The sequence below is a fragment of the Massilia sp. ZL223 genome (assembly GCF_018119395.1).
Lineage (GTDB): Bacteria > Pseudomonadota > Gammaproteobacteria > Burkholderiales > Burkholderiaceae_D > Telluria.
The window spans coordinates 204,976-224,255 of sequence record NZ_JAGPWD010000005.1; the positions used below are offsets into that span (position 1 = coordinate 204,976).

At 68.1% G+C, this 19,280-nt stretch carries 14 protein-coding genes and 7 tRNA genes; 13 read left to right on the plus strand and 8 right to left on the minus strand.

Annotated elements, in window-relative coordinates; genetic code table 11:
• Nucleotides 1-217 precede the first annotated feature (217 nt).
• The 10 genes from KBW95_RS06040 (at nucleotide 218) to KBW95_RS06085 (ending at nucleotide 10,021) form a co-directional block, all read left to right on the plus strand.
• Complete coding sequence (locus tag KBW95_RS06040) at nucleotides 218-2,731, plus strand: diguanylate cyclase (RefSeq protein WP_211525810.1); 2,514 nt, start codon at nucleotides 218-220, stop codon at nucleotides 2,729-2,731.
• A gap of 31 nt (nucleotides 2,732-2,762) precedes the next feature.
• Complete coding sequence (locus KBW95_RS06045) at nucleotides 2,763-4,118, plus strand: aminotransferase class I/II-fold pyridoxal phosphate-dependent enzyme (RefSeq protein ID WP_211527715.1); 1,356 nt, start codon at nucleotides 2,763-2,765, stop codon at nucleotides 4,116-4,118.
• A complete protein-coding gene (locus KBW95_RS06050; protein ID WP_211527716.1) occupies nucleotides 4,111-7,728 on the plus strand; it encodes an AMP-binding protein in 3,618 nt (1,205 codons plus the stop codon). Before KBW95_RS06045 ends, KBW95_RS06050 begins: the two co-directional genes overlap by 8 nt.
• Before the next feature lie 27 nt (nucleotides 7,729-7,755).
• A complete protein-coding gene (gene gltX / locus KBW95_RS06055; RefSeq protein ID WP_211525813.1) occupies nucleotides 7,756-9,147 on the plus strand; it encodes a glutamate--tRNA ligase in 1,392 nt (463 codons plus the stop codon).
• A 63-nt stretch (nucleotides 9,148-9,210) separates the two neighbouring features.
• Nucleotides 9,211-9,286 (plus strand) — tRNA-Ala (locus KBW95_RS06060).
• A gap of 29 nt (nucleotides 9,287-9,315) precedes the next feature.
• Nucleotides 9,316-9,391: transfer RNA gene (locus tag KBW95_RS06065), tRNA-Glu, on the plus strand.
• Nucleotides 9,392-9,506: 115 nt separating this feature from the next.
• Nucleotides 9,507-9,582: transfer RNA gene (locus KBW95_RS06070), tRNA-Ala, on the plus strand.
• A 31-nt stretch (nucleotides 9,583-9,613) separates the two neighbouring features.
• Nucleotides 9,614-9,689 (plus strand) — tRNA-Glu (locus KBW95_RS06075).
• Between the two features lie 89 nt (nucleotides 9,690-9,778).
• Nucleotides 9,779-9,854 (plus strand) — tRNA-Glu (locus KBW95_RS06080).
• Between the two features lie 91 nt (nucleotides 9,855-9,945).
• Nucleotides 9,946-10,021, plus strand: a tRNA-Glu gene (locus KBW95_RS06085).
• A gap of 105 nt (nucleotides 10,022-10,126) precedes the next feature.
• On the opposite strand, the gene KBW95_RS06090 is transcribed toward KBW95_RS06085, so the two are convergent.
• A complete protein-coding gene (locus tag KBW95_RS06090; protein WP_211527717.1) occupies nucleotides 10,127-10,432 on the minus strand; it encodes a hypothetical protein in 306 nt (101 codons plus the stop codon).
• Nucleotides 10,433-10,683: 251 nt separating this feature from the next.
• On the opposite strand from KBW95_RS06090, the gene earP reads away from it, so the two are divergent.
• From earP to KBW95_RS06105, 3 genes are all read left to right on the plus strand, one after another.
• Nucleotides 10,684-11,862 (plus strand): elongation factor P maturation arginine rhamnosyltransferase EarP, encoded by a 1,179-nt coding sequence (earP, locus tag KBW95_RS06095; protein WP_211527718.1) that lies wholly within the window; start codon nucleotides 10,684-10,686, stop codon nucleotides 11,860-11,862.
• Between the two features lie 120 nt (nucleotides 11,863-11,982).
• Nucleotides 11,983-12,558 carry an elongation factor P gene (locus KBW95_RS06100; RefSeq protein WP_211525816.1) on the plus strand — a complete coding sequence of 192 codons (576 nt, stop codon included), beginning with the start codon at nucleotides 11,983-11,985 and terminating at the stop codon, nucleotides 12,556-12,558.
• A 119-nt stretch (nucleotides 12,559-12,677) separates the two neighbouring features.
• Nucleotides 12,678-14,261: an amidase gene (locus tag KBW95_RS06105; RefSeq protein ID WP_211527719.1), complete on the plus strand. Its 1,584-nt coding sequence runs from the start codon at nucleotides 12,678-12,680 to the stop codon at nucleotides 14,259-14,261.
• Between the two features lie 6 nt (nucleotides 14,262-14,267).
• On the opposite strand, the gene KBW95_RS06110 is transcribed toward KBW95_RS06105, so the two are convergent.
• From KBW95_RS06110 to KBW95_RS06140, 7 genes are all read right to left on the minus strand, one after another.
• Complete coding sequence (locus KBW95_RS06110; RefSeq protein WP_211525818.1) at nucleotides 14,268-14,780, minus strand: TssQ family T6SS-associated lipoprotein; 513 nt, start codon at nucleotides 14,778-14,780, stop codon at nucleotides 14,268-14,270.
• Nucleotides 14,777-15,913 carry a hypothetical protein gene (locus KBW95_RS06115; protein ID WP_211525819.1) on the minus strand — a complete coding sequence of 379 codons (1,137 nt, stop codon included), beginning with the start codon at nucleotides 15,911-15,913 and terminating at the stop codon, nucleotides 14,777-14,779. The genes KBW95_RS06110 and KBW95_RS06115 overlap by 4 nt, the downstream gene beginning before the upstream one ends.
• A 130-nt stretch (nucleotides 15,914-16,043) precedes the next feature.
• Complete coding sequence (dbpA, locus tag KBW95_RS06120) at nucleotides 16,044-17,447, minus strand: ATP-dependent RNA helicase DbpA (protein ID WP_211527720.1); 1,404 nt, start codon at nucleotides 17,445-17,447, stop codon at nucleotides 16,044-16,046.
• A gap of 28 nt (nucleotides 17,448-17,475) precedes the next feature.
• Nucleotides 17,476-17,730: a hypothetical protein gene (locus KBW95_RS06125; RefSeq protein WP_211525821.1), complete on the minus strand. Its 255-nt coding sequence runs from the start codon at nucleotides 17,728-17,730 to the stop codon at nucleotides 17,476-17,478.
• 65 nt (nucleotides 17,731-17,795) lie between these two features.
• A tRNA-Met gene (locus KBW95_RS06130) sits at nucleotides 17,796-17,872 on the minus strand.
• 51 nt (nucleotides 17,873-17,923) lie between these two features.
• Complete coding sequence (locus KBW95_RS06135; RefSeq protein WP_211525822.1) at nucleotides 17,924-19,060, minus strand: class I SAM-dependent methyltransferase; 1,137 nt, start codon at nucleotides 19,058-19,060, stop codon at nucleotides 17,924-17,926.
• Complete coding sequence (locus KBW95_RS06140; protein ID WP_020656338.1) at nucleotides 19,060-19,269, minus strand: hypothetical protein; 210 nt, start codon at nucleotides 19,267-19,269, stop codon at nucleotides 19,060-19,062. The genes KBW95_RS06135 and KBW95_RS06140 overlap by 1 nt, the downstream gene beginning before the upstream one ends.
• Between the last annotated feature and the right edge of the window lie 11 nt (nucleotides 19,270-19,280).

The following is a 19,280-nucleotide window of genomic DNA, read 5'->3' on the forward strand; positions in this document are numbered from 1 at the left end:
TGGTTGGAAAATATTAATCCAACATTATTGGTTGTCACATGGAATTATTTTTTTCATGACAAGGCGGCCCTGTCGCGGTGTTTGCAAGAGGCGACGGCGCGGCTTTTCCGACGCCTTTCTGTCCGGCATTAAGACTGTGAAGAAATTTCCTACCTAAACTCAGTTCTTGGAGCGTCTTGCCAAGGCGCCAGGTGCGCGAAAGTGCGGGATAGGAACCATGGACGACAACAGCGTGGGGTGGGGCGGACGTTACCTGAGGCTTGCCCACCGTTTCATACCGGCGCCGCTGCAGCAGGATGCGGCAGTGATGGCGCGCGCCAAGAACGTCGTCAATGCCGCCGTCATGGCCGGCACCGCGGGGCCGCTGTACGCGCTGGCCTACTGGCTGCTCGGACTCCGGACGGCCGCCCTGGAAATCCTGGCGTGTTCGGCCTGCATGCTGCTGGCGCCGGCCGTGCTGCGCGCCACCGGCTGCATCCTGGCCGCGCGCGAGCTGTTCCTGTGCGCGCTGTTCTTCAACTTCTCCTGGCTGACCTGGCACCTGGGCGGCATCAGCGCGCCCACCGCGAGCTGGCTGATCACCGGCCCGGTGGTGGCGATGTTCCTGGGCGGCGTGCCCTCGGCCGCGTTCTGGCTGGGGATGAGCTGTGCCAGCGCCGCCGCCATCTACGGCATGCAGGTCTCCGGGCTGGGAACGCCGCCGGTCCCGGCGGCCGACATGGCGCTGCTGCACCTGGTGTGCGACATCGGCCTGTACGTGGTGGTGCTGGTGTTCGTGCTGTTGTTCGAACTGACCAAGACCGAGGGCTTCGTCAAGCTGCAGCAGGCCCTGTCCACCATCAACGAGCTGGCCATCCGCGACGAACTCACGGGCAGCCATAACCGGCGCTTCCTGCTCGGCCTGATCGACAAGGAGAAGGAGCGCAGTGACCGCAATGGGCGGGTATTCTGCCTGTGCCTGTTCGACATCGACTTCTTCAAGCGCATCAACGACACCTACGGGCACAGCGCCGGCGACGTCGTGCTGCGCGCCTTTGCCGAGGCGGTGCAGGGGCAGATCCGCGCCACCGATACCTTCGGGCGCTACGGCGGCGAAGAATTCCTGCTGCTCCTGCCGGAGACGCCCGCGGCGGACGCGGTGGTGCTGGCCGAGCGGGTGCGCGGCGTGATCGAGGGCCTGCGCTGCGAGGAGGGCGACAGCGTGATCAGCCTGACCGTGTCGGTGGGCGTGGCCGAATACCGGCTGGGCGAGCCCTGCGCCCAGGCCATCGTGCGCGCCGACGAGGCGCTCTACCTGGCCAAGTCGCTGGGCCGCAACCGGGTGCTGTGCCACGGCGAGGACGAACGCGGCGAGGTGGCGCAGGCGCACAATACGGGCAACATGAGCGACATGGGCGCGAGCGTGGGCCGGGTGCTGGACGGCGTGCACTGCGACCAGCTCACCGGCCTGCTGAACCGGCGCCTGCTGCGCGACCGCCTGCGCCACGCCATGGACCGCGCCAACCGCAACCGGCGCCCGATCGCGCTGCTGCTCCTGAACATCAACCGCTTCAAGGAAGTCAACGACGCCCTTGGCTACGAGGCGGGCGACGCGCTGCTGGCCCAGGCCGGCGCGGCGATCCGGCGCTGCCTGCGCGACTCGGACACCGTGGCGCGGTGGGGCGGCGACGAATTCATCGCGCTGCTGGAAGACCTGGGCAGCGAGGCCGACGCCCAGCAGGTGGCCGAGAAGATCCTCGACCGCTTCGCCCTTCCCATCGTCGTCGGCGGGCGCGACTGCTTCGTCAGCCTGGCGGCCGGCGTGGCCCTGTACCCGGCGGCCGACTGCGACCTCGATGCGCTGCTCAAGCGCGCCGATCTCGCCATGCGCTGCGCCAAGGAATGGGGCGAGAACAGCGTGCAGGTCTACCGCGGCATCCAGGCCCAGGCTCCCAGCGAGCGCCTGGCGCTGAAGAACGGCCTGCGCGACGCGCTCGCGCGCGGCCAGCTGTTCCTGGAATACCAGCCCCAGGTCGACCTGGCCAGCAGGCGCGTGATCGGGGTCGAGGCGCTGCTGCGCTGGCAGCATCCGGTGTACGGCCGCATCGATCCGGGCCGCTTCATTCCGCTGGCCGAGGAGACCGGCATGATCGTGCCGATCGGCGAATGGGCGCTGCGCACCGCCTGCCGCCAGAACCGCGCCTGGGTGGCCGCCGGCCTGCCCGAGATCAAGACCGCGGTCAACCTGTCGGCGCGCCAGCTCAAGGAGCCAAGCCTGGCGGGCCGCGTAATGGCCATCCTGGCCGACACCGGCATGCCCGCGCACTGCCTGGACCTGGAGATCACCGAGGGCATGCTGATCGACGACCTGGGCGCGAACTGCGCCGTGATGAGCCGCCTGCGCCAGGCCGGCGTGGTGGTGTCGATCGACGATTTCGGCACCGGCTACTCGAGCCTGAACTACCTGTGTGAGCTGCCGGTGGACATCCTCAAGATGGACGGCCTGTTCGTGCGCCGCCTCGGCAACGGCGGCGGGCGCTCCTTCGCGATCGCCGAGACCATCGTCGCCATGGCGCACCGCCTGGGCCAGTCTGTGATCGCGGAATCGGTCGAGACCCAGGAGCAGCTGCGCGACCTGTGCGCGATGGGCTGCGACGCCGCCCAGGGCTACCTGTTCGACCGTCCGCTGGCGCCGGAGAAGATCGCCGCCTTGCTGGCGCGCCAGCCCCAGGCGGCCGCGCTGCACGCCTGAACCATTCCCAACGCACTCCCTGGAGGACGCCGTGCTGAATGAATATCTTCCTTTCGATCCCGCAGAAGACTTGCCCCTCTTGTGCGCTTCCGGCGCCCTGGACGGCAACGTGGCCCAGTTCGCGCAGCCGCGCGGGCCCGACCTGCTGCGCCGCAGCGCTCCGCTGGACGCCTGGTGCGCGCTGCGCGCCCGCCACGGCGTGTGGCCCTACGCGCGCGTCCTGGAAGGTCCGCCGGAGCCGCTTGCCACCGTCGGCGGGGAAGCCGGCGCCGGGGAAGCGGTGCGCGGCATCAACTTCGCCTCCCAGGACTACCTGTCGCTGGCGGCGCATCCGGCGATCGCCGACGCCGCGCTGCGCGCGCTGGGGGAGGCCGGGCCGCACAGCGCCGGTTCGGCGGTCCTGCTAGGGAACACGCGCTACTCGCTCGAGCTGGAACAGGCGCTGGGCGAGCTGCTGGGACTGGGCCAGGTGGTGCTGTTCCCGACCGGCTGGGCCGCCGCCTTCGGCGCGCTCACCGCGCTGGTGCACAGCGCCGACTACGTCGTGATCGACCAGCTGGCCCATGCTTCGCTGCGCCAGGGCGCCCAGGCCGCCACCCGCAACGTGCTGGTGCATCGCCACCTGGATTGCGACCACGTGCGCGAGCTGCTGGCCGGGATCCGCTCGCGCGACAGCGCCAACGCCATCCTGGTGGTCACCGAAGGCCTGTTCAGCATGGACGCCGACAGTCCCGACCTGCCGCTGCTGCAGCACCTGTGCCGCGAATACAAGGCCACCTTGCTGGTGGACGTGGCGCACGACCTGGGCGCGATGGGGCCGGGCGGCTTGGGTGTGATCGGCGCCCAGCGCATGCAGGGACGGGTCGACATCGTCGTCGGCGCGTTTTCCAAGAGCTTCGCCGCCAACGGCGGCTTCGTCGCCTGCGCCGAGCGGCCGGCGCGGCGCCAGCTGCAGATGTACGCGGGGCCGCACATGTTTTCCAATGCGCTGTCGCCGGTGCAGGCGGCGGTGGTGCTGGAGAGCCTGCGCATCGTCACGTCCGGCGAGGGGGACGGCTTGCGCGCCGACCTAATGCGCAACGCGGTGGAGCTGCGCGCACTGCTGGGCGAGGCGGGGTTGCGCTGCCTGGGCGAAGCTTCGCCGATCGTGCCGGTGTGGATGGGGACGGAAGCGGCGGCGCGGGTGGCCGGCATGCTGCTGGCGCGCGACGCCGTGTTCGTCAATCCGGTCGAGTATCCCGGCGTGCCGCTGGGCGCGGCGCGCCTGCGCCTGCAGCTGATGGCGAACCACACGCCGGCCCAGGTGCGGCGTGCGGCGCCGCTGGTGGCGGCAGCCGCGGCGCGTGCCGGAGCAAGCCGTCCGCAGCCGGAGCGCCGCCGTGGCTGACCGCGAGCCGCGCCGCACCGCGCCGGTGCTGGAGAATCTGCGGCGCCACGCGCGCGACACGCCGGAGCGGATCGCCTTCACTTTCCTGCACGAGGACGGCCGCGAGGAATCGCTGGCCTTCGGCGAGCTGGCCGCGCGGGTCGACGCTCTGGGCGGCGCCCTGGCCACCCTGGCCGGACCGGGCGCGCGCGCCATGCTCTTGTATCCGCCCGGCCTGGGCTTCGTGGTGGCCTTCTTCGCCTGCCTGCGCGCGGGCCTGGTGGCGGTGCCGGCGCCGCTGCCGCGCAAGCACGGCAACCGGCAATTCGCCGCGCTGTTGCGCGACGCCTCGCCGGCGCTCGTGCTCAGCACCCGCGAGGCCGCAACCACGGTGGCGCCCCAGATGGAAGGGCAGGCCGCTTGCCTGATCTGTACCGACGGGTTCGAGGCCGGCTATGCCGCGCCCAGCGTGCCACCCAAGGTTAACAATGCGGCTGTAGCCTTTATTCAGTACACCTCGGGCTCGACCAGCGCTCCCAGGGGCGTGGAAGTCAGCCACGCGAACCTGGCCGCCAACGTGGAAGCGATCGGCGAGGCCTTCGGCTTCCACCGCGGCAGCGTGATGGTGAGCTGGCTGCCGCCTTTCCACGACATGGGCCTGGTGGGCAGCATCGTGGCGCCGGCGGCGCTGGGCTTCCGGTCGGTGCTGATGGCCCCGGCGACCTTCCTGCGCCGGCCCCTGCGCTGGCTGGAAGCGATCGCCGCCTATGGCGCGACCTGCGCCGGGGCGCCGGATTTCGCCTGGGACCTGTGCGCGCGCCGCTGGCAGGCCGGCCCCCGGATGCCGCTCGACTTGTCGCGGCTGGAACTGGCCTACAACGGCGCCGAGCCGGTGCGCGCCGCCACCCTGCGCCGGATGATGGAAGCCTTCGCGGGCTGCGGCTTGCGGCCGGAAGCCCTGTTCGCCTGCTACGGCCTGGCCGAGCACACCCTGCTGGTCTCCGGTGGACCGCGCGGCCGCGCGCCGCGCATCCTGGGCGTCAGCAAGGCGCGCCTGGAAGCGGGGCAGGTGCGTGAAGCGGGAACGGACGATCCCGACGCGCGGGAGCTGGTCAGTTGCGGACCGCCCGCACCCGGCGTGACCGTGCTCGCCGTCGATGCCGACAGCGGCCGTCCGGCCGGGATGGGACGGGTGGGCGAGATCTGGCTGGCGGGGGACTCGGTGGCGCGCGCTTACCACGGCGCGCACGCGGCCTCGGGGCCCATATTCGGCGCCCGGCTGGCGGATGGCGGCGGGCCCTGGCTGCGCACCGGCGACCTGGGCTTCGTGCGCGAGGGCGAACTGTACGTCACGGGGCGATTGAAGGACCTGGTGATCATCAACGGGCGCAATATTTATCCGCAGGACGTGGAGGCGCTGGTCGAGGAGACGGCGCCATTCCTGGAGCCGAACCGCTGCGCGGCCTTCGCGCTGGAGGAGGGCGGGCGCGAACGCCTGGCGATCGTGCTCGAAGCCGACCGTCACCTGGTGCGGGTGGCGCGCCGCGGCCTGCTCGAGGGCGCCAGCATTGCCCAGCTCGACGCCCTCAGCCAGCGCCTGCGCACCGCTGTCGCGCGCCGGTTCGGCGTCGCGGCCGGCCTGCTGGCCTTCGTGCGGCCCGGCAGCTTTCCGCGCACGACCAGCGGCAAGGTGCAGCGCGCGCGCTGCAAGGCGCTGGCCCTGGAGGGCGCACTCGACGTCGTGTATGCCTCGCGCGAGATGATGATTCGGCCGCAGGACGCTTCCCGTCCGCAGCGGCGGCGCAGCGATCCGCCGGCGCCGGACGACAGCCGCGAGCGCGCATCCGCGCTGCTCGCCTGGCTGCGCCAGTATGCGCAACGGCGCCTCGATTCGCGCCTGATGGATGAGCGGCGCGCCATGCCGCCCCATGTGCTGCTCGATTTCGGCAACCAGGGCCTGCTCGGCCTTCAGGCGCCGCCCTCGCTGGGCGGGCGCGGGCTGGCCACCACCGACCTGCTGCGCGTGATGGAGCAGCTGGCCGCCATCGACCTGACCCTGGCCACCACGGTGGGTGTGCACAACGGCCTGGGCTTGCGTCCGCTGCTGCGCTTCGGACCGGACGCCCTGCGCGCCAGGCTGGCGCCCGGACTGGCTGCCGGGCGCCAGTTGGCGGCCTTTGCCCTGACCGAGCCCGCGGCGGGCGCCAATCCGCTGGCGATGCGGACGCGCGCGCTGCGGGTGGCGGGCGGCTGGCGCCTGAGCGGGGAGAAGCACCTGATCGGGCTGGCCGGCTGGGCCGGCTGGATCACGGTGCTGGCGCGCGCCGTGGCCGAAGACGGCGCCGCGCTCGGGACCGTGGCGCTGCTGGTGCCGGAAGACGCGCCGGGGCTGCGCCAGGAGGCCGAAGCGCTGACCATGGGCATGCGCGCGATGGTGCAGAACGCGCTGCGTTTCGAGGACGTGTTCGTGCCTGACGCCCAGGTGCTGGGCCGGCCCGGCAGCGGGATGGAAGTAGCGCGCGACGCCATGGCCTTCGCGCGTTTGGGCATCGGGGCGCTGTGCGTGGGCGCGATGAAGCGCTGCGCCCAGCTGATGCTGCGCTATGCCGTGCGGCGCGATGTCGCCGGCGGGCGTCTGGCCGACAATCCGGTCACGCTGGCGCGGCTGGACGAATTGAGCTGCGCGATCGCGGCGCTGGAAAGCCTGGTGCAGGCGATCGGCGCCCTGGACGCGGGCGGGGCGCTGCCCCAGGAAGCCTGCATGGCCTGCAAGTGCGTGGCCTCGGAACTGCTGTGGGAAGCGGCCGACCGCCTGATGCAGCTGCTGGGCGGACGCGGCTACCTGGAGCCGAACCTGGCGCCGCAGCTGCTGCGCGACGCGCGCGTGATGCGCATCCTGGAAGGGCCGACCGAGGCGCTGTACGCGCACCTTGCGGCGGCGGAGCAGGCCTGCCTCGGCTTCGTCGACGAGATGCTGGGCGCGCCGGCGTTCGCGGAACCGGTGCGTGCCGCGCTGCGCGTGGCCGGACCGGATGCCGCGCATGCGGCGGGCGAGCTGTGCGCATGGACGATGCTGGCTGCCGCGGCGCCGCGAGGCAGTGCCGCCGCTGCGTGGGCGCGCGGGCGGTTCGAGTCCATGCTGGCGGCGTTCATGGCGCAGGGGAGGCGGAGCGCGCCCTTCGAGGAACTGGCGCAGCGGGTGGCGGCCTACGCCGCGGCCATCGGGGAGCCGGACCAGGACGGTGCGGGCGAGGCGCATGGCTGCGATCCGCTCCTGGCGCGCGAATGGGCTGCGGCGGCGCCGGCGGCGGCGGCGGAGCCCGCGGCCGCCCTGGCGACGCGCGAGCTGGTGCGCGAGTGCGTGCTGAACGGCCTGCGCGAGGCCGGCGTGAACGAGATCGGGGACGACACCTCGTTCGCCGAGGCTGGCCTGGATTCGCTGGCGGCGATGCCCGTGGCGCTGGAGCTGGAGCAGCGCACCGGGCTGGCGGTCAACGCCGAGCTGCTCTACGAATTTCCGACGGTGGCCCAGCTCGCAGCGTATGTCGATGCAAGGCGCGATGCAAGGCGCGACGCCGGGAAGCCGGCGCGGCAGACGGATGCCGGAGAGGGTGGCGACGCGGTAGAATAGGGGCTTTACCTTTTCGTTTCCCCTGCTATGACCGTCCGCACCCGTTTCGCTCCGAGCCCGACCGGCTACCTTCACCTGGGCGGCGCGCGCACCGCGCTGTACTCCTGGGCCTATGCCCGCCACTTCGGCGGCACCTTCATCCTGCGCATCGAGGACACCGACCTCGAACGTTCGACCCCGGAAGCCGTGCAGGCGATCCTGGACGGCATGCAGTGGCTGGGCCTGGAGCACGACGAGGGCCCGTTCTACCAGATGAAGCGCATGGACCGCTACCGCGAGGTGGTGCAGGGCATGCTGGCCGCGGGCACGGCCTACCTGTGCTACTGCTCGCCGGAAGAAGTCGAGGCGATGCGCGAGCGCATGCGTGCGGCTGGCGAGAAGCCGCGCTACGACGGCACCTGGCGCCCGGAACCGGGCAAATTGCTGCCGCCCGTGCCGGAAGGCGTCAAGCCGGTGGTGCGCTTCAAGAACCCGCTGGACGGCGAAGTCACCTGGACCGACGTGGTCAAGGGCCCGATCACCATCGGCAATAAGGAGCTCGACGACCTGGTCATCGCGCGCCCGGACGGCACCCCGACCTATAACTTCTGCGTCGCGGTCGACGACTGGGACATGAAGATCACCCACGTGCTGCGCGGCGACGACCACGTCAACAACACCCCGCGCCAGATCAACATCCTGCGCGCGCTGGGCGCCGAGCTGCCGCAGTACGGCCACCTGCCGATGATCCTGGGCGCCGACGGCCAGAAGCTGTCCAAGCGCCACGGCGCCGTCAGCGTGATGGAATACCCGGAGCAGGGCTACCTGCCGGAAGCGATGCTGAACTACCTGGCGCGCCTGGGCTGGAGCCACGGCGACGACGAGATCTTCTCGATGCAGCAGTTCACCGAGTGGTTCAACCTGGAGCACCTGACCGCCTCGGCGGCGCAGTTCAATCCGGAAAAGCTGGCGTGGCTGAACAACCACTACATCAAGCAGGCCGACAACGAGCGCCTGGCGCAGCTGGCGCTGCCGAAGCTGGAGCGCGACGGCGCTGTCTTCGACGGCGCCCCGGCGCTGCCTGCGGTGCTGGCCCTGATGAAGGAGCGCACCAACACCATCAACGAGCTGGCCGACGCCGCCATGCTGTTCTACCGCGAGCCGAAGCCGGATGCGGCCCTGCTGCAGCAGCACCTGACCGACGCGGTGTGCCCGGCGCTGGCCCAGTTCGCCGAGCGCTGCGCCACGGTGGAGTGGAACAAGGCGGCCCTGGCGGCGACGCTGAAGGAAGTGCTGGCCGCCCATGGCCTGAAGATGCCGCAGATCGCCATGCCGCTGCGCCTGCTGGTCACCGGCCAGCTGCAGACCCCGGCCATTGACGCGGTGCTGGAGTTGTTCGGCCGCGAGGTGGTGGTGGCCCGCGTAAATAAATATCTTTGAAGTGAAAAAGGATATTTGCGTAATGCAAGGGCGCCCGCTATAATGCTCGCACTTCAGCGCTGCGGGGGTATAGCTCAGCTGGGAGAGCGCTTGCATGGCATGCAAGAGGTCAGCGGTTCGATCCCGCTTACCTCCACCAACTCTGAAGTGTAGTACGGTTGTTTCCAGGTCCCCATCGTCTAGAGGCCTAGGACATCACCCTTTCACGGTGAGTACCGGGGTTCGAATCCCCGTGGGGACGCCAGGTAACTGGTTGGAACAAGCGAACGACGCAGCGACAACCCCAGCGATGTCGCTCTAGTCGGAGCAGTAGTAGCAAAATGTTGTTGCAGTATGTTAGAATCTTGTTTTTCCCGTAGGGGGGTATAGCTCAGCTGGGAGAGCGCTTGCATGGCATGCAAGAGGTCAGCGGTTCGATCCCGCTTACCTCCACCACGTTGGAAAAAACAGGTTTTAGCAGTCCAGGGTCCCCATCGTCTAGAGGCCTAGGACATCACCCTTTCACGGTGAGTACCGGGGTTCGAATCCCCGTGGGGACGCCAAGAATTTGGTAAAGGTTTCATCGCAGAGCGCGCGATTCTGAAAAGAAGACGCGGACGACGCGAGTAGTTCGGTAGCAGAGCAGTTTTAGGTCCCCATCGTCTAGAGGCCTAGGACATCACCCTTTCACGGTGAGTACCGGGGTTCGAATCCCCGTGGGGACGCCAGCTTAAAGCCGGAGTAGACCAACGCGCTTGCGCGGAGAGGTGCTCCGGTTTTTCTATTTGTGCGGTAGTATTTGTTGCAGCATCGTTTTAGGTCCCCATCGTCTAGAGGCCTAGGACATCACCCTTTCACGGTGAGTACCGGGGTTCGAATCCCCGTGGGGACGCCAGATCAGAGCCGGAGCAGACCACTTGTGGTGCTCCGGCTTTTTCTTTTGAAAAAACAAATTGGGTCACATGGCGGTTGCCACATTGTTAGCGGCCGCTGCACACGGTTAGCGGTCCACGCCAAAACCGATGCCGATGCCCACGCCGGAACCACGGCCCCAGCCGCGCGAGCTGCCAAAGCTGCCAAAGACGGACGTCGATACACCGCTATTCCTGCCATCTTTCGTGGCCAGCTGAACAATACAGTTCCGCCAGGGGTCGGTATTCGCTGCAAAGCCCAGCCGGGCGCACACTGGTCCGTACTCTGCCATCATCCGGTCCATTTCAGCTTGCTGTTTGAGTGCCTGTTCTTGAGGGGTCGTACACCCGAGCAAGCAAAGGGCGCTTGCCGTCGACAATATGAAAGCGCGCATAGCTGTTCTCCTTGAGAAAGAGATCGACTCAGCCCAGGCCCTGCGGGCTATGGAACGATCATACATCTCAATCGGATCGGGAGCTTTCTTCGGCTCCGCCAGAGTGAGTAGGTCTCTACCTCATCCGATTGTCGGACCAGGTGCGGTTCTGCCGGGCGCCAGGCAGCACGGCCTGGCTAAAGCCTGTGGAAAAAGCGCTTGTGAAATCAGGTAAAATGACCGCCCTGCCACCCGGCCCCGCGCCATCGCACATGTCCCTGCATCCCTCCGCCACTCCCACGCTCGCGATCTTTTGCAAGGTAGTCGACAACTTCGGCGACATCGGCATCTGCTGGCGCCTGGCGCGCCAGTTGAGGCACGAACACGGCGTGGCGGTGACCCTGTGGGTGGACGACCTGGCAAGCTTCCGCCGCATCTGCCCGGAGGTCGACACGGCGGCGGCCCTGCAGGACGTGCGCGGCGTCACGGTGCGTCACTGGGCCAGCCAGGACGGGAGCTTCGAGCCGGAAGAAGTGGCCGACATCGTGATCGAGTTCTTCGGCTGCGACCTCCCGCCCGGCTATATCGAGGCGATGGCGCGCCGCACGCCGCGTCCGGTCTGGCTGAACTACGAAGGCCTGACGGCGGAAGACTGGGTCGAGGGCTGCCACCGCTTGCCATCCATGCACCCGCGCCTGAAGCTGACCAAGCATTTCTTCTTCCCGGGCTTTAACGAGCGCACCGGCGGCCTGCTGTGCGAGCGCGACCTGGATGCGCGCCGCCAGGCTTTCCAGGCCGACCCGGCTGCGCAGTGCGCCTTCCTCGGCCGCTTCGGGCTGACCGAGCGGGAGCTGGATGCCCGCAAGCTGTCGCTGTTCTGCTATCCGCATGCGCCCGTGGCCGAGCTGTTCGGGATCTGGGCCCAGGGCGATGAGCCGGTGGCCTGCCTGGTGCCCGAAGGCGTCGCGGCGGACGCGGTGCGGGAATTCATCGGCGCCGACCCGGTGCCGGGCGCGACGGCCACGCGCGGCGCGCTGAGCGTGCGCGTGCTGCCTTTCGTGGCCCAGCCCGACTACGACCTGCTGCTGTGGGCCTGCGACCTGAACTTCGTGCGTGGCGAGGATTCCTGGGTGCGCGCGCAATGGGCCGGCCGTCCTTTCGTCTGGCACATCTACCCTCAGGATGAAAACCTGCATCACAAGAAACTGCGCGCTTTCCTGGCGCGCTTTGCCGAGGACTTGCCGGCCCTGGGCGCGTTTTCGCTGGGCTGGAATGGCGCACAGGACATCGAAAGCTGGCCCCAGGCCTGGGCCGCGCTGCGCGAGGAAATGCCGCGCATTGTCGAACGCACCAGCTCCTGGCGCGAGGAGGTGCTGGCGCATGGCGATTTGGCGACGAAGCTGCTCGATTTCGCACGCGAGCTGGGGCGCGCCCAGGAAAATCGGATATAATGCGCGGTTAGTCTGTTACGGATTCTCCCTGAATCCCCGAGGATCAAACGTAGGCTTCACGGCATTTGCCTCACCAGCCACCGATGATTTAATGCAACTACTTTTTTACGTACACATACTATGAAATTCGCAAAAGAAATTCGTGTTGGTAACATCATCATGGTTGATGAAAAGCCGTTCATCGTTCTGCGTTCCGACGTCAATGGTTCGAGCCGCACCGGCTTCACCTACAAGTGGAAGATGAAGAACCTGCTGACCAACGCTCCGCTGGAAAACGTGTTCCGCGGCGATGACAAGTTCGACGTCGTCGTCCTGGACAAGAAGCCGGTCACCTACTCGTACTTCGCCGATCCGCTGTTCGTCTTCATGGACGAAGAGTACAACCAGTACGAAATCGAAGAAGAAAACATGGGCGACGCCATCAACTACCTGAAAGACGGTATGGAATGCGAAGCCGTGTTCTACGACGGCAAGGCGATCTCGGTCGAACTGCCGACCATCATCGCACGCCAGATCGTGTACTCGGAGCCGGCCGTCAAGGGCAACACCTCGGGTAACGTCCTGAAGGAAGCCAAGATCGAGAACGCCATCGAAGGCCGCCAGCACACCGTGATGGTGCCGCTGTTCGTGAGCCAGGACGACACGATCGAAATCGACACCCGTACCAACGAGTACAAGAAAGTCGTGCGTAACTAAGCACCGGCTTGCCAAGAAAAGCGCTGCCTCGGCAGCGCTTTTTTTTTGCGCTGTAAGGACAGCGCAGCACCATGCCGCGCTGCTATCCTATTGCTTTAAATAAAACAAAAGGAGCGCGCATGGACCGGAGGGATTTCGTACGATTGGGTGTGGTGGCCGGCGCCGTTGCCGGCGTGGCGAACACGGCATCGGCGGCAGCGCCGGACGCCGGCGACATCCTCGACGCCGGGGTGAGGGAACAGCAGGAGGCCATGCGCGCCGGCAAGCTGACCTCGCAAGCCCTGGTGACGCGCTACCTGGAACGCATCAAGGCCGTCGACCAGGGTGGTCCGCGCATCAATTCCGTCATCGAGACCAATCCCGACGCACTCAAGATTGCGGCCGAGCTCGACCGTGAGCGCGCGGCCGGCAAGCTGCGCGGCCCGCTGCACGGCATTCCCGTCCTGCTGAAGGACAACATCGCGACCGGCGACCGCATGAGCACCAGCGCCGGCTCCCTGGCCCTCGACGGCGTGCGCGCCAGCAAGGACGCCCACGTGGCCGGCCTGCTGCGTGCGGCCGGGGCCGTCATCATCGGCAAGACCAATTTGTCCGAGTGGGCCAACATGCGCTCGACCCGTTCCACCAGCGGCTGGAGCGGACGCGGCGGCCAGACCAGGAATCCGTATGCGCTCGACCGCAACACCAGCGGCTCCAGCTCCGGCTCGGGTGCGGCGATCGCGGCCAGCCTGGCCACGCTCGCGGTCGGCACCGAGACCGACGGCTCGATCGTCTCGCCCTCGTCGAGCTGCGGCATCGTCGGCATCAAGCCTACCCTGGGCCTGGTCAGCCGCAGCGGCATCATCCCGATCGCCCACTCGCAGGACACGGCCGGGCCGATGACGCGCAGCGTGGCCGACGCCGCGCTGCTGCTGCAGGCGCTGGCCGGCGAAGATCCGCTGGATGCCGCGACGCGCGGCAGCGGGGCGCGCAAGCTGGACGCCGCCGCGGCGCTGCGCAAGGATGGCTTGCAGGGCAAGCGCATCGGTGTGGCGCGCAATTTTTTCGGCTCCCATGACGCCGTCGACGCGCTGATCGAGAAGGAACTGGCCGTGCTCAAGGCCCAGGGCGCGGTGCTGGTCGACGTCAAAGTGCCGAACACCGACAAGTACAACGAGAGCGAGCTGGCGGTGCTGCTGTACGAGTTCCGCCCGGACCTGGAAGCCTACCTGGCCGCCTATGCGCCGCACGCGCCGGTCAAGACCATGGCCGACATCATCGCCTTCAACAGCAAGCTGGCCAACAAGGAAATGCCTTACTTCGGACAGGAGCACCTGGTCGCGGCCCAGGCCAAGCCGGGCCTGGATGCGAAGGAGTACAAGGAAGCGCTGGCCAACAACCTGCGCTACTCGCGCGAAGAGGGCATCGACCAGGTGCTGCGCGAACACAAGCTGGATGCGCTGGTGGCGCCGACCGGCGGCCCGGCCTGGCTGACCGACTACATCAATGGCGACCACTACGGCGGCAGTTTCTCGTCGCCGGCCGCGGTGGCGGGCTATCCGCACGTGACGGTCCCGGCCGGCTACACGCACGGCCTGCCGGTCGGCTTGTCTTTCGTGGGCACGGCCTGGAGCGACGCGGACCTGATCGGCATGGCCTATGCCTACGAGCAGGCAAGCCGCCGCCGCCGCGCGCCGACTTTCCCGGCCACGGTCAAGGTCTAGCCGTCGTCAGCGGCTCGCGGCCTGCCTGGCCTGGGCGAACACCGGGCCCCACAGCGGGTGGCCGTGCTCGCCCTGGCCCAGGTCGAAGTCCGGATCGAGCTTGAACGCGCGGTCGAAGGTCTGGCGGCACTGGGCCTGGCGCCCCGTCACGCAATAGCTGAAGGCGGTGTACTTCAGTGCCGTCAGGCGGTTGCGCGTGGAGCCGCCGTTCATGTCGCTGGAAGTCAGGCGCTTGATGGCGGCGTTGTATTCGCCTTCGTTGTAGAGGCGGATGCCGTCGCGCAGCGCGGTTTCGTCGCGCACCGGGCTGGGCCGTTCCTGGCGCACCGGGCGCTCGGTTTTCTCCTGCCGTTCCCCGCGATCGGCGCGCTCGGAATGGGCGCGCGACTTCTCTTCCACGCGTGGAGGCGTGCGGCGCGGCTCGGGTTTGTCGAGCAGCTGCTCGAGCTGGGCGCAGCCCGACAGGATCATGATCATCAGCCCCGGCAGGGCAAAACGGTGCAGGTGGCTGAACTTCACTCACTATCCCCCTCGGTAAAATCGAGCTCGATGATTGCGTTCGCGCCCTTGACCGAGTTCACCGTCACCGTGTGTTCCGGGAAGCTCGGGTTGATGATGCGGATCGTATGCTGGCCGGCCGGCAAGGTCAGGCGCTTGAGCGGCGGACTCACACCCCGGTTGACGCCATTCACGAGGATCGTGCCCCAGGGTTTGATCTGGAGTTTGTAGGTCGCGCCGGGCTTGGCGGCGGCCGGCAGCACCGTGACCGCCGTCGGCGGCGCCACGCCGGGACGCGGCGCCGGGAGCGCAGCCGCCGGAGCTTCGGGCGTGACGGCCACGCCGCTTCCCAGAGCGGCCGGGGCGGGTGTCAGCGCCGGCGCCTGATCCATGCCCCCTTGCGCTGCGAATGCGGGCGCCGGGGGCGCGGCCGCCTGTTGCTGGGCGCCCGGTTCGGGCAGGGTCAGGGTCAGGGCGTCGCGCGAATCCGATGCATGCAGCAGCGCGAGCAAGGCCGCCAGGCCGCCCAGCAGGACGGTAGCGGCGAGCCCCAGCAGCAGCCAGCGCTGCACGCGTGCCGGCTGCCTGGCGCGCAGGAAGTCCGGTTCCGCCTCGGCGCTGAACTGCGCCACCGGCGGTGCCGCGGACGGGGCCGTGGCGGCAGCCGGCGGCACCGGGTTGGCCATCGGCGGGCCGAGCACGACGATGCCCAGCAGGTTGCGTAGTTGTTCGATGGTCTGGGGACGTTCCTGCGGGTCGGGAGACAGGCAGCGGTCGATGGCGCCGACGAAGCTGTCGCTGTAGCCGCCCGGCGCGCGGCCGCGCAATGGGGCATCGGGCGCCGCTTCGCGCGTGATGGCGAAGTGCACGACCGCCGCCAGGTCATGGATGTCCTGCGCCTCGGTGTCGCCGGGAACGGTGGACTGGGCGGGCAGCAGCATCGGGTCGCCCGAATCCAGCACCAGGACGGTATCCGGGGTGATCGGGCGATAGGGCATCTGCATCGCGTACTGCAGCTCGAGCGATTGCAATACCTGGCGGATAATGCGCCGGCACCAGGGCTCGTTCACCATCTCCTGGTTATGCTCGACGATTTCGCGGACCGTCCGGCCTTCGGTCTGCTGCTGTGGCGTGCTGAGTGTGTCCGTCATCATGGCGTTGTGCCGGGCCATGACAAGCTGGTGATGCCGGCCTGACCCGGTTAGTCTGGTTTGTTGCAAATAATGCCAGAATTGCCGAAATGACGACGCGGATGAGTCAACCGTGCGCGACTGTTACGTTCGCTTACAAGTTGATGAAACGCATCTTGAAGTAGCGCCCCTTGATGGCGCCGAATTCCGGACCCATCGGGTTGCCGGCGCTCAGCCGTTCGACGGCCTGGTGCGCCACGCGGCGGTCGAGCGCCACATAGCTGCTGAACTCGGAGATAGTGATCTTGCCGACTTGTTCCTTGGTCAGGCCAGCGTCTCCGGTGAGGGCGCCCAGCAGGTCGCCCGGGCGCAGCTTGGCCTTCTTGCCGCCGGCGATCAGGAGCGTCACCATCGGCGCAGGGCGCCCGGCTTCGGGATGCTCGCCGAGGGAGTCCAGCGCTTCCCAGACGGCGTCCTGCTGCTGGTATTCCTCGATCAGGCGCACCCATTTCTTTTCATTCGGCGCACATAGGGTGTGGGCCATGCCGGTGCCGCTGCCGCGCCCGGTGCGGCCGATGCGGTGCACGTGCACTTCCGGGTCCTTCGACACATCGACGTTGATCACGGTGTCGAGGTCGGCGATGTCCAGGCCGCGCGCGGCCACGTCGGTCGCCACCAGCACCGAGCAGCTGCGGTTGGCGAACAGCACCAGGATCTCGTCGCGTTCCTGCTGTTCCAGCTCGCCATACAGGGCGAGGGCCGAGAAGCCCTGGTCGCGGAGGTAGTCCGCCAGTTCGCGGCAGCGCGCCTTGGTGTTGCAAAAGGCCAGGGCGGACACCGGGCTGTAGTGCTTGAGCAGGCGGCCGACCGCTTCGTCGCGGCCTTCGAAACCGATCTCGTAGAAGCGCTGGTTGATCTTGTCTGCCTCGTGGCGGCTCTCGACGGCGATCTCGAGCGGATCGCGCAGGAAGCCGGCGGTGGCGAAGCGGATGTCGTCCGGATAGGTGGCCGAGAACAGCAGGGTCTGGCGGCGCTGCGGCGTGGCGCGCACGATGTTCTCGATCTCGTCGTAGAAGCCCATGTCGGTCATGCGGTCGGCTTCGTCCAGCACCAGGGTCTGCACGTTCGACAGGTCCAGGGTGCCGCGGCCCAGGTGGTCGCGGATCCGGCCCGGGGTGCCAACCACGATGTGGGCGCCATGCTCGAGCGAGGCCATCTGCGGACGCATCGAGACGCCGCCGGTCAGGGTCAGGATCTTCACGTTGCCGACGCCGCGCGCCAGGCGGCGCAGTTCGTTGGCCACCTGGTCGGCCAGCTCGCGCGTCGGGCACAGCACCAGGCCCTGGACGGCGAACCAGGCCGGATTGAGCTTGTGCAGGATGCCGATGCCGAAGGCCGCGGTCTTGCCGCTGCCGGTCTTGGCTTGCGCGATCAGGTCGCGTCCCTCCAGCACCGAGGGCAGGCTTTCGGCCTGGATCGCGGTCATCTGGTGATAGCCGAGGGTCGCCAGGTTGGCGAGGAAGGGCGGCGTGAGGGGCAGGGCGGTGAAGGCTTGCATCGTGGGCTCCAGCATCCGGCCGTGCGCCTCAGGCTTCCGGCGTGGCCGGCGCCCAGACGGGCAGGCCGGTCAGGTCGAGGTTGTCGTCGCGGCGCCAGACTGGCAGGCCGGTGGTGTCGGTTTCTTCGAGCAGCTGAAGCTGCTCTTGCTTGAGGGTAGCACGGCGGGGACGAGGACCACGTTTCGGTTCGGTAACAAGCGTGGGAGCAAGCGCAGGATCGAGCGGTGCGGCCGGCTCGAAGCCCGGCAGATCGAACGTTGCGTTGTCTTTCTTGTCTCTCATCTGCCTTTGCTGCCGCAGAAAACAAAAGCCCGGCTCGATGAGTCGGGCTTTCGATATCGGTATTCTGGTTGCGGGGACAGGATTTGAACCTGTGACCTTCGGGTTATGAGCCCGACGAGCTGCCAGACTGCTCCACCCCGCGTCTGAGAACGATAGTATAGCGCGATATGAGCCGATACGCAATGCGGGTCGGTCAGGCCGCCCGCAAACGCCACAGCGAGGTGACTTCCTTCGACCTTGCCGCATGCAGCGGATCGTCCGGATCGCTCGCCTTGCCATGCACGGGGCGCGTATCGTGGCGCGTGATCACTTCCAGCCCGGCCGCGGCGATCCAGCCCAGCAGCTGCTCGCGCGAACGCAGGCCCAGGTGCTCGGCCAGGTCGGACAGGATCAGCCAGCCTTCGCCATCCGGCACCAGGTGGGCCGCCAGTCCGTTCAGGAAACCCTTAAGCATGCGGCTGTCCGGATCGTAGATCGCGTACTCGATGGCCGAGCTGGGCTTGCCCGGCAGCCATGGCGGGTTGCAGACCACCAGCGGCGCGCGTCCTTCCGGAAACAGGTCCGCCTCGACGATGTCGACCTGCTGCGCCAGGCCCAGGCGCGAGATGTTTTCGCGCGCGCAGCCCAGCGCCCGCGCGTCCATGTCGGTGGCGAGAACCTGCAAGCCGCGCCGCGCCAGCACGGCCGACAGCACGCCGGTGCCGGCGCCGATGTCGAAGGCCAGCTTGGCGCCGGCGGGCAGCGGGGCCTGGGCCACCAGCTCGACGTACTCGCCGCGCACCGGCGAGAACACGCCGTACCAGGGGTGGATGCGTTCGTCCAGCGCGGGGATGTGTACGCCCTTGCGGCGCCATTCGTGCGCGCCGATCACGCCCAGCAGTTCGCGCAGCGAGGCCACGTAGGGTTCGTCGGCGACGCCGTAGGCTTCCAGGCACGCCAGGCGCGCATCGGGCGCGCGGCGCAGCGGGATCGTGTGGCCGGCCTCGAAGGGAACCAGGAGCATGGCCAGGGTACGGGCGCGCTGCAGCTGCTGCAGGCGGTGGCGGTGGAAGGCCTCGAGCGGCGGCACCGGCGTCTTGGCAGCCTTGGCGCGCCTGGCGCGATCGCCCTTGTGCTCGACGCGGCGCACCAGGGCCTGCAGCAGCTGGCGCGCGTTCTGGAAGTCGCCGCGCCACAGCAGGGCGGTGCCGTCCAGCGCGAGCCGGTAAGCGGTGTCCGCGTTCATGGTGTCGTCGGCGACCACGATCTTCTTCGGGGCCGGCCAGCCGCTTTCGGAACGCCAGCGCGCAGTATGGGCCGCGCCGCCTTCAGTCCACTCGATGTGCGTCATCAGTGATGGTGGTGCCAGTTACCGTCGGTGGATTCCAGGTAGGACTTGACCGCGTCCGGGCTGCCGGTCGCGTGGCGCTTGACCTCGCCGCAGTCGCAGATGCCCTGGTAAGGCTGGATGTGCGAGCAGGCCGAGACCTTCTGGAGGAAGACCTTGACCGGCTTGGCGCACTTGGCGCATTTGAAAGTGAGGATACGTGCGGGCTTCATGATTGCTCTAA

What these genes read in the sequence shown, in the direction of transcription:
- KBW95_RS06100 (WP_211525816.1), top strand. Translation starts at nt 11,983, where the DNA reads ATGAAATTCGCAAAAGAAATTCGTGTTGGTAACATCATCATGGTTGAT.
- KBW95_RS06090 (WP_211527717.1), bottom strand. Translation starts at nt 10,432, where the DNA reads ATGCGCGCTTTCATATTGTCGACGGCAAGCGCCCTTTGCTTGCTCGGG.
- gltX (WP_211525813.1), top strand. Translation starts at nt 7,756, where the DNA reads ATGACCGTCCGCACCCGTTTCGCTCCGAGCCCGACCGGCTACCTTCAC.
- KBW95_RS06140 (WP_020656338.1), bottom strand. Translation starts at nt 19,269, where the DNA reads ATGAAGCCCGCACGTATCCTCACTTTCAAATGCGCCAAGTGCGCCAAG.
- dbpA (WP_211527720.1), bottom strand. Translation starts at nt 17,447, where the DNA reads ATGCAAGCCTTCACCGCCCTGCCCCTCACGCCGCCCTTCCTCGCCAAC.
- earP (WP_211527718.1), top strand. Translation starts at nt 10,684, where the DNA reads ATGTCCCTGCATCCCTCCGCCACTCCCACGCTCGCGATCTTTTGCAAG.
- KBW95_RS06115 (WP_211525819.1), bottom strand. Translation starts at nt 15,913, where the DNA reads ATGATGACGGACACACTCAGCACGCCACAGCAGCAGACCGAAGGCCGG.
- KBW95_RS06135 (WP_211525822.1), bottom strand. Translation starts at nt 19,060, where the DNA reads ATGACGCACATCGAGTGGACTGAAGGCGGCGCGGCCCATACTGCGCGC.
- KBW95_RS06105 (WP_211527719.1), top strand. Translation starts at nt 12,678, where the DNA reads ATGGACCGGAGGGATTTCGTACGATTGGGTGTGGTGGCCGGCGCCGTT.
- KBW95_RS06125 (WP_211525821.1), bottom strand. Translation starts at nt 17,730, where the DNA reads ATGAGAGACAAGAAAGACAACGCAACGTTCGATCTGCCGGGCTTCGAG.
- KBW95_RS06040 (WP_211525810.1), top strand. Translation starts at nt 218, where the DNA reads ATGGACGACAACAGCGTGGGGTGGGGCGGACGTTACCTGAGGCTTGCC.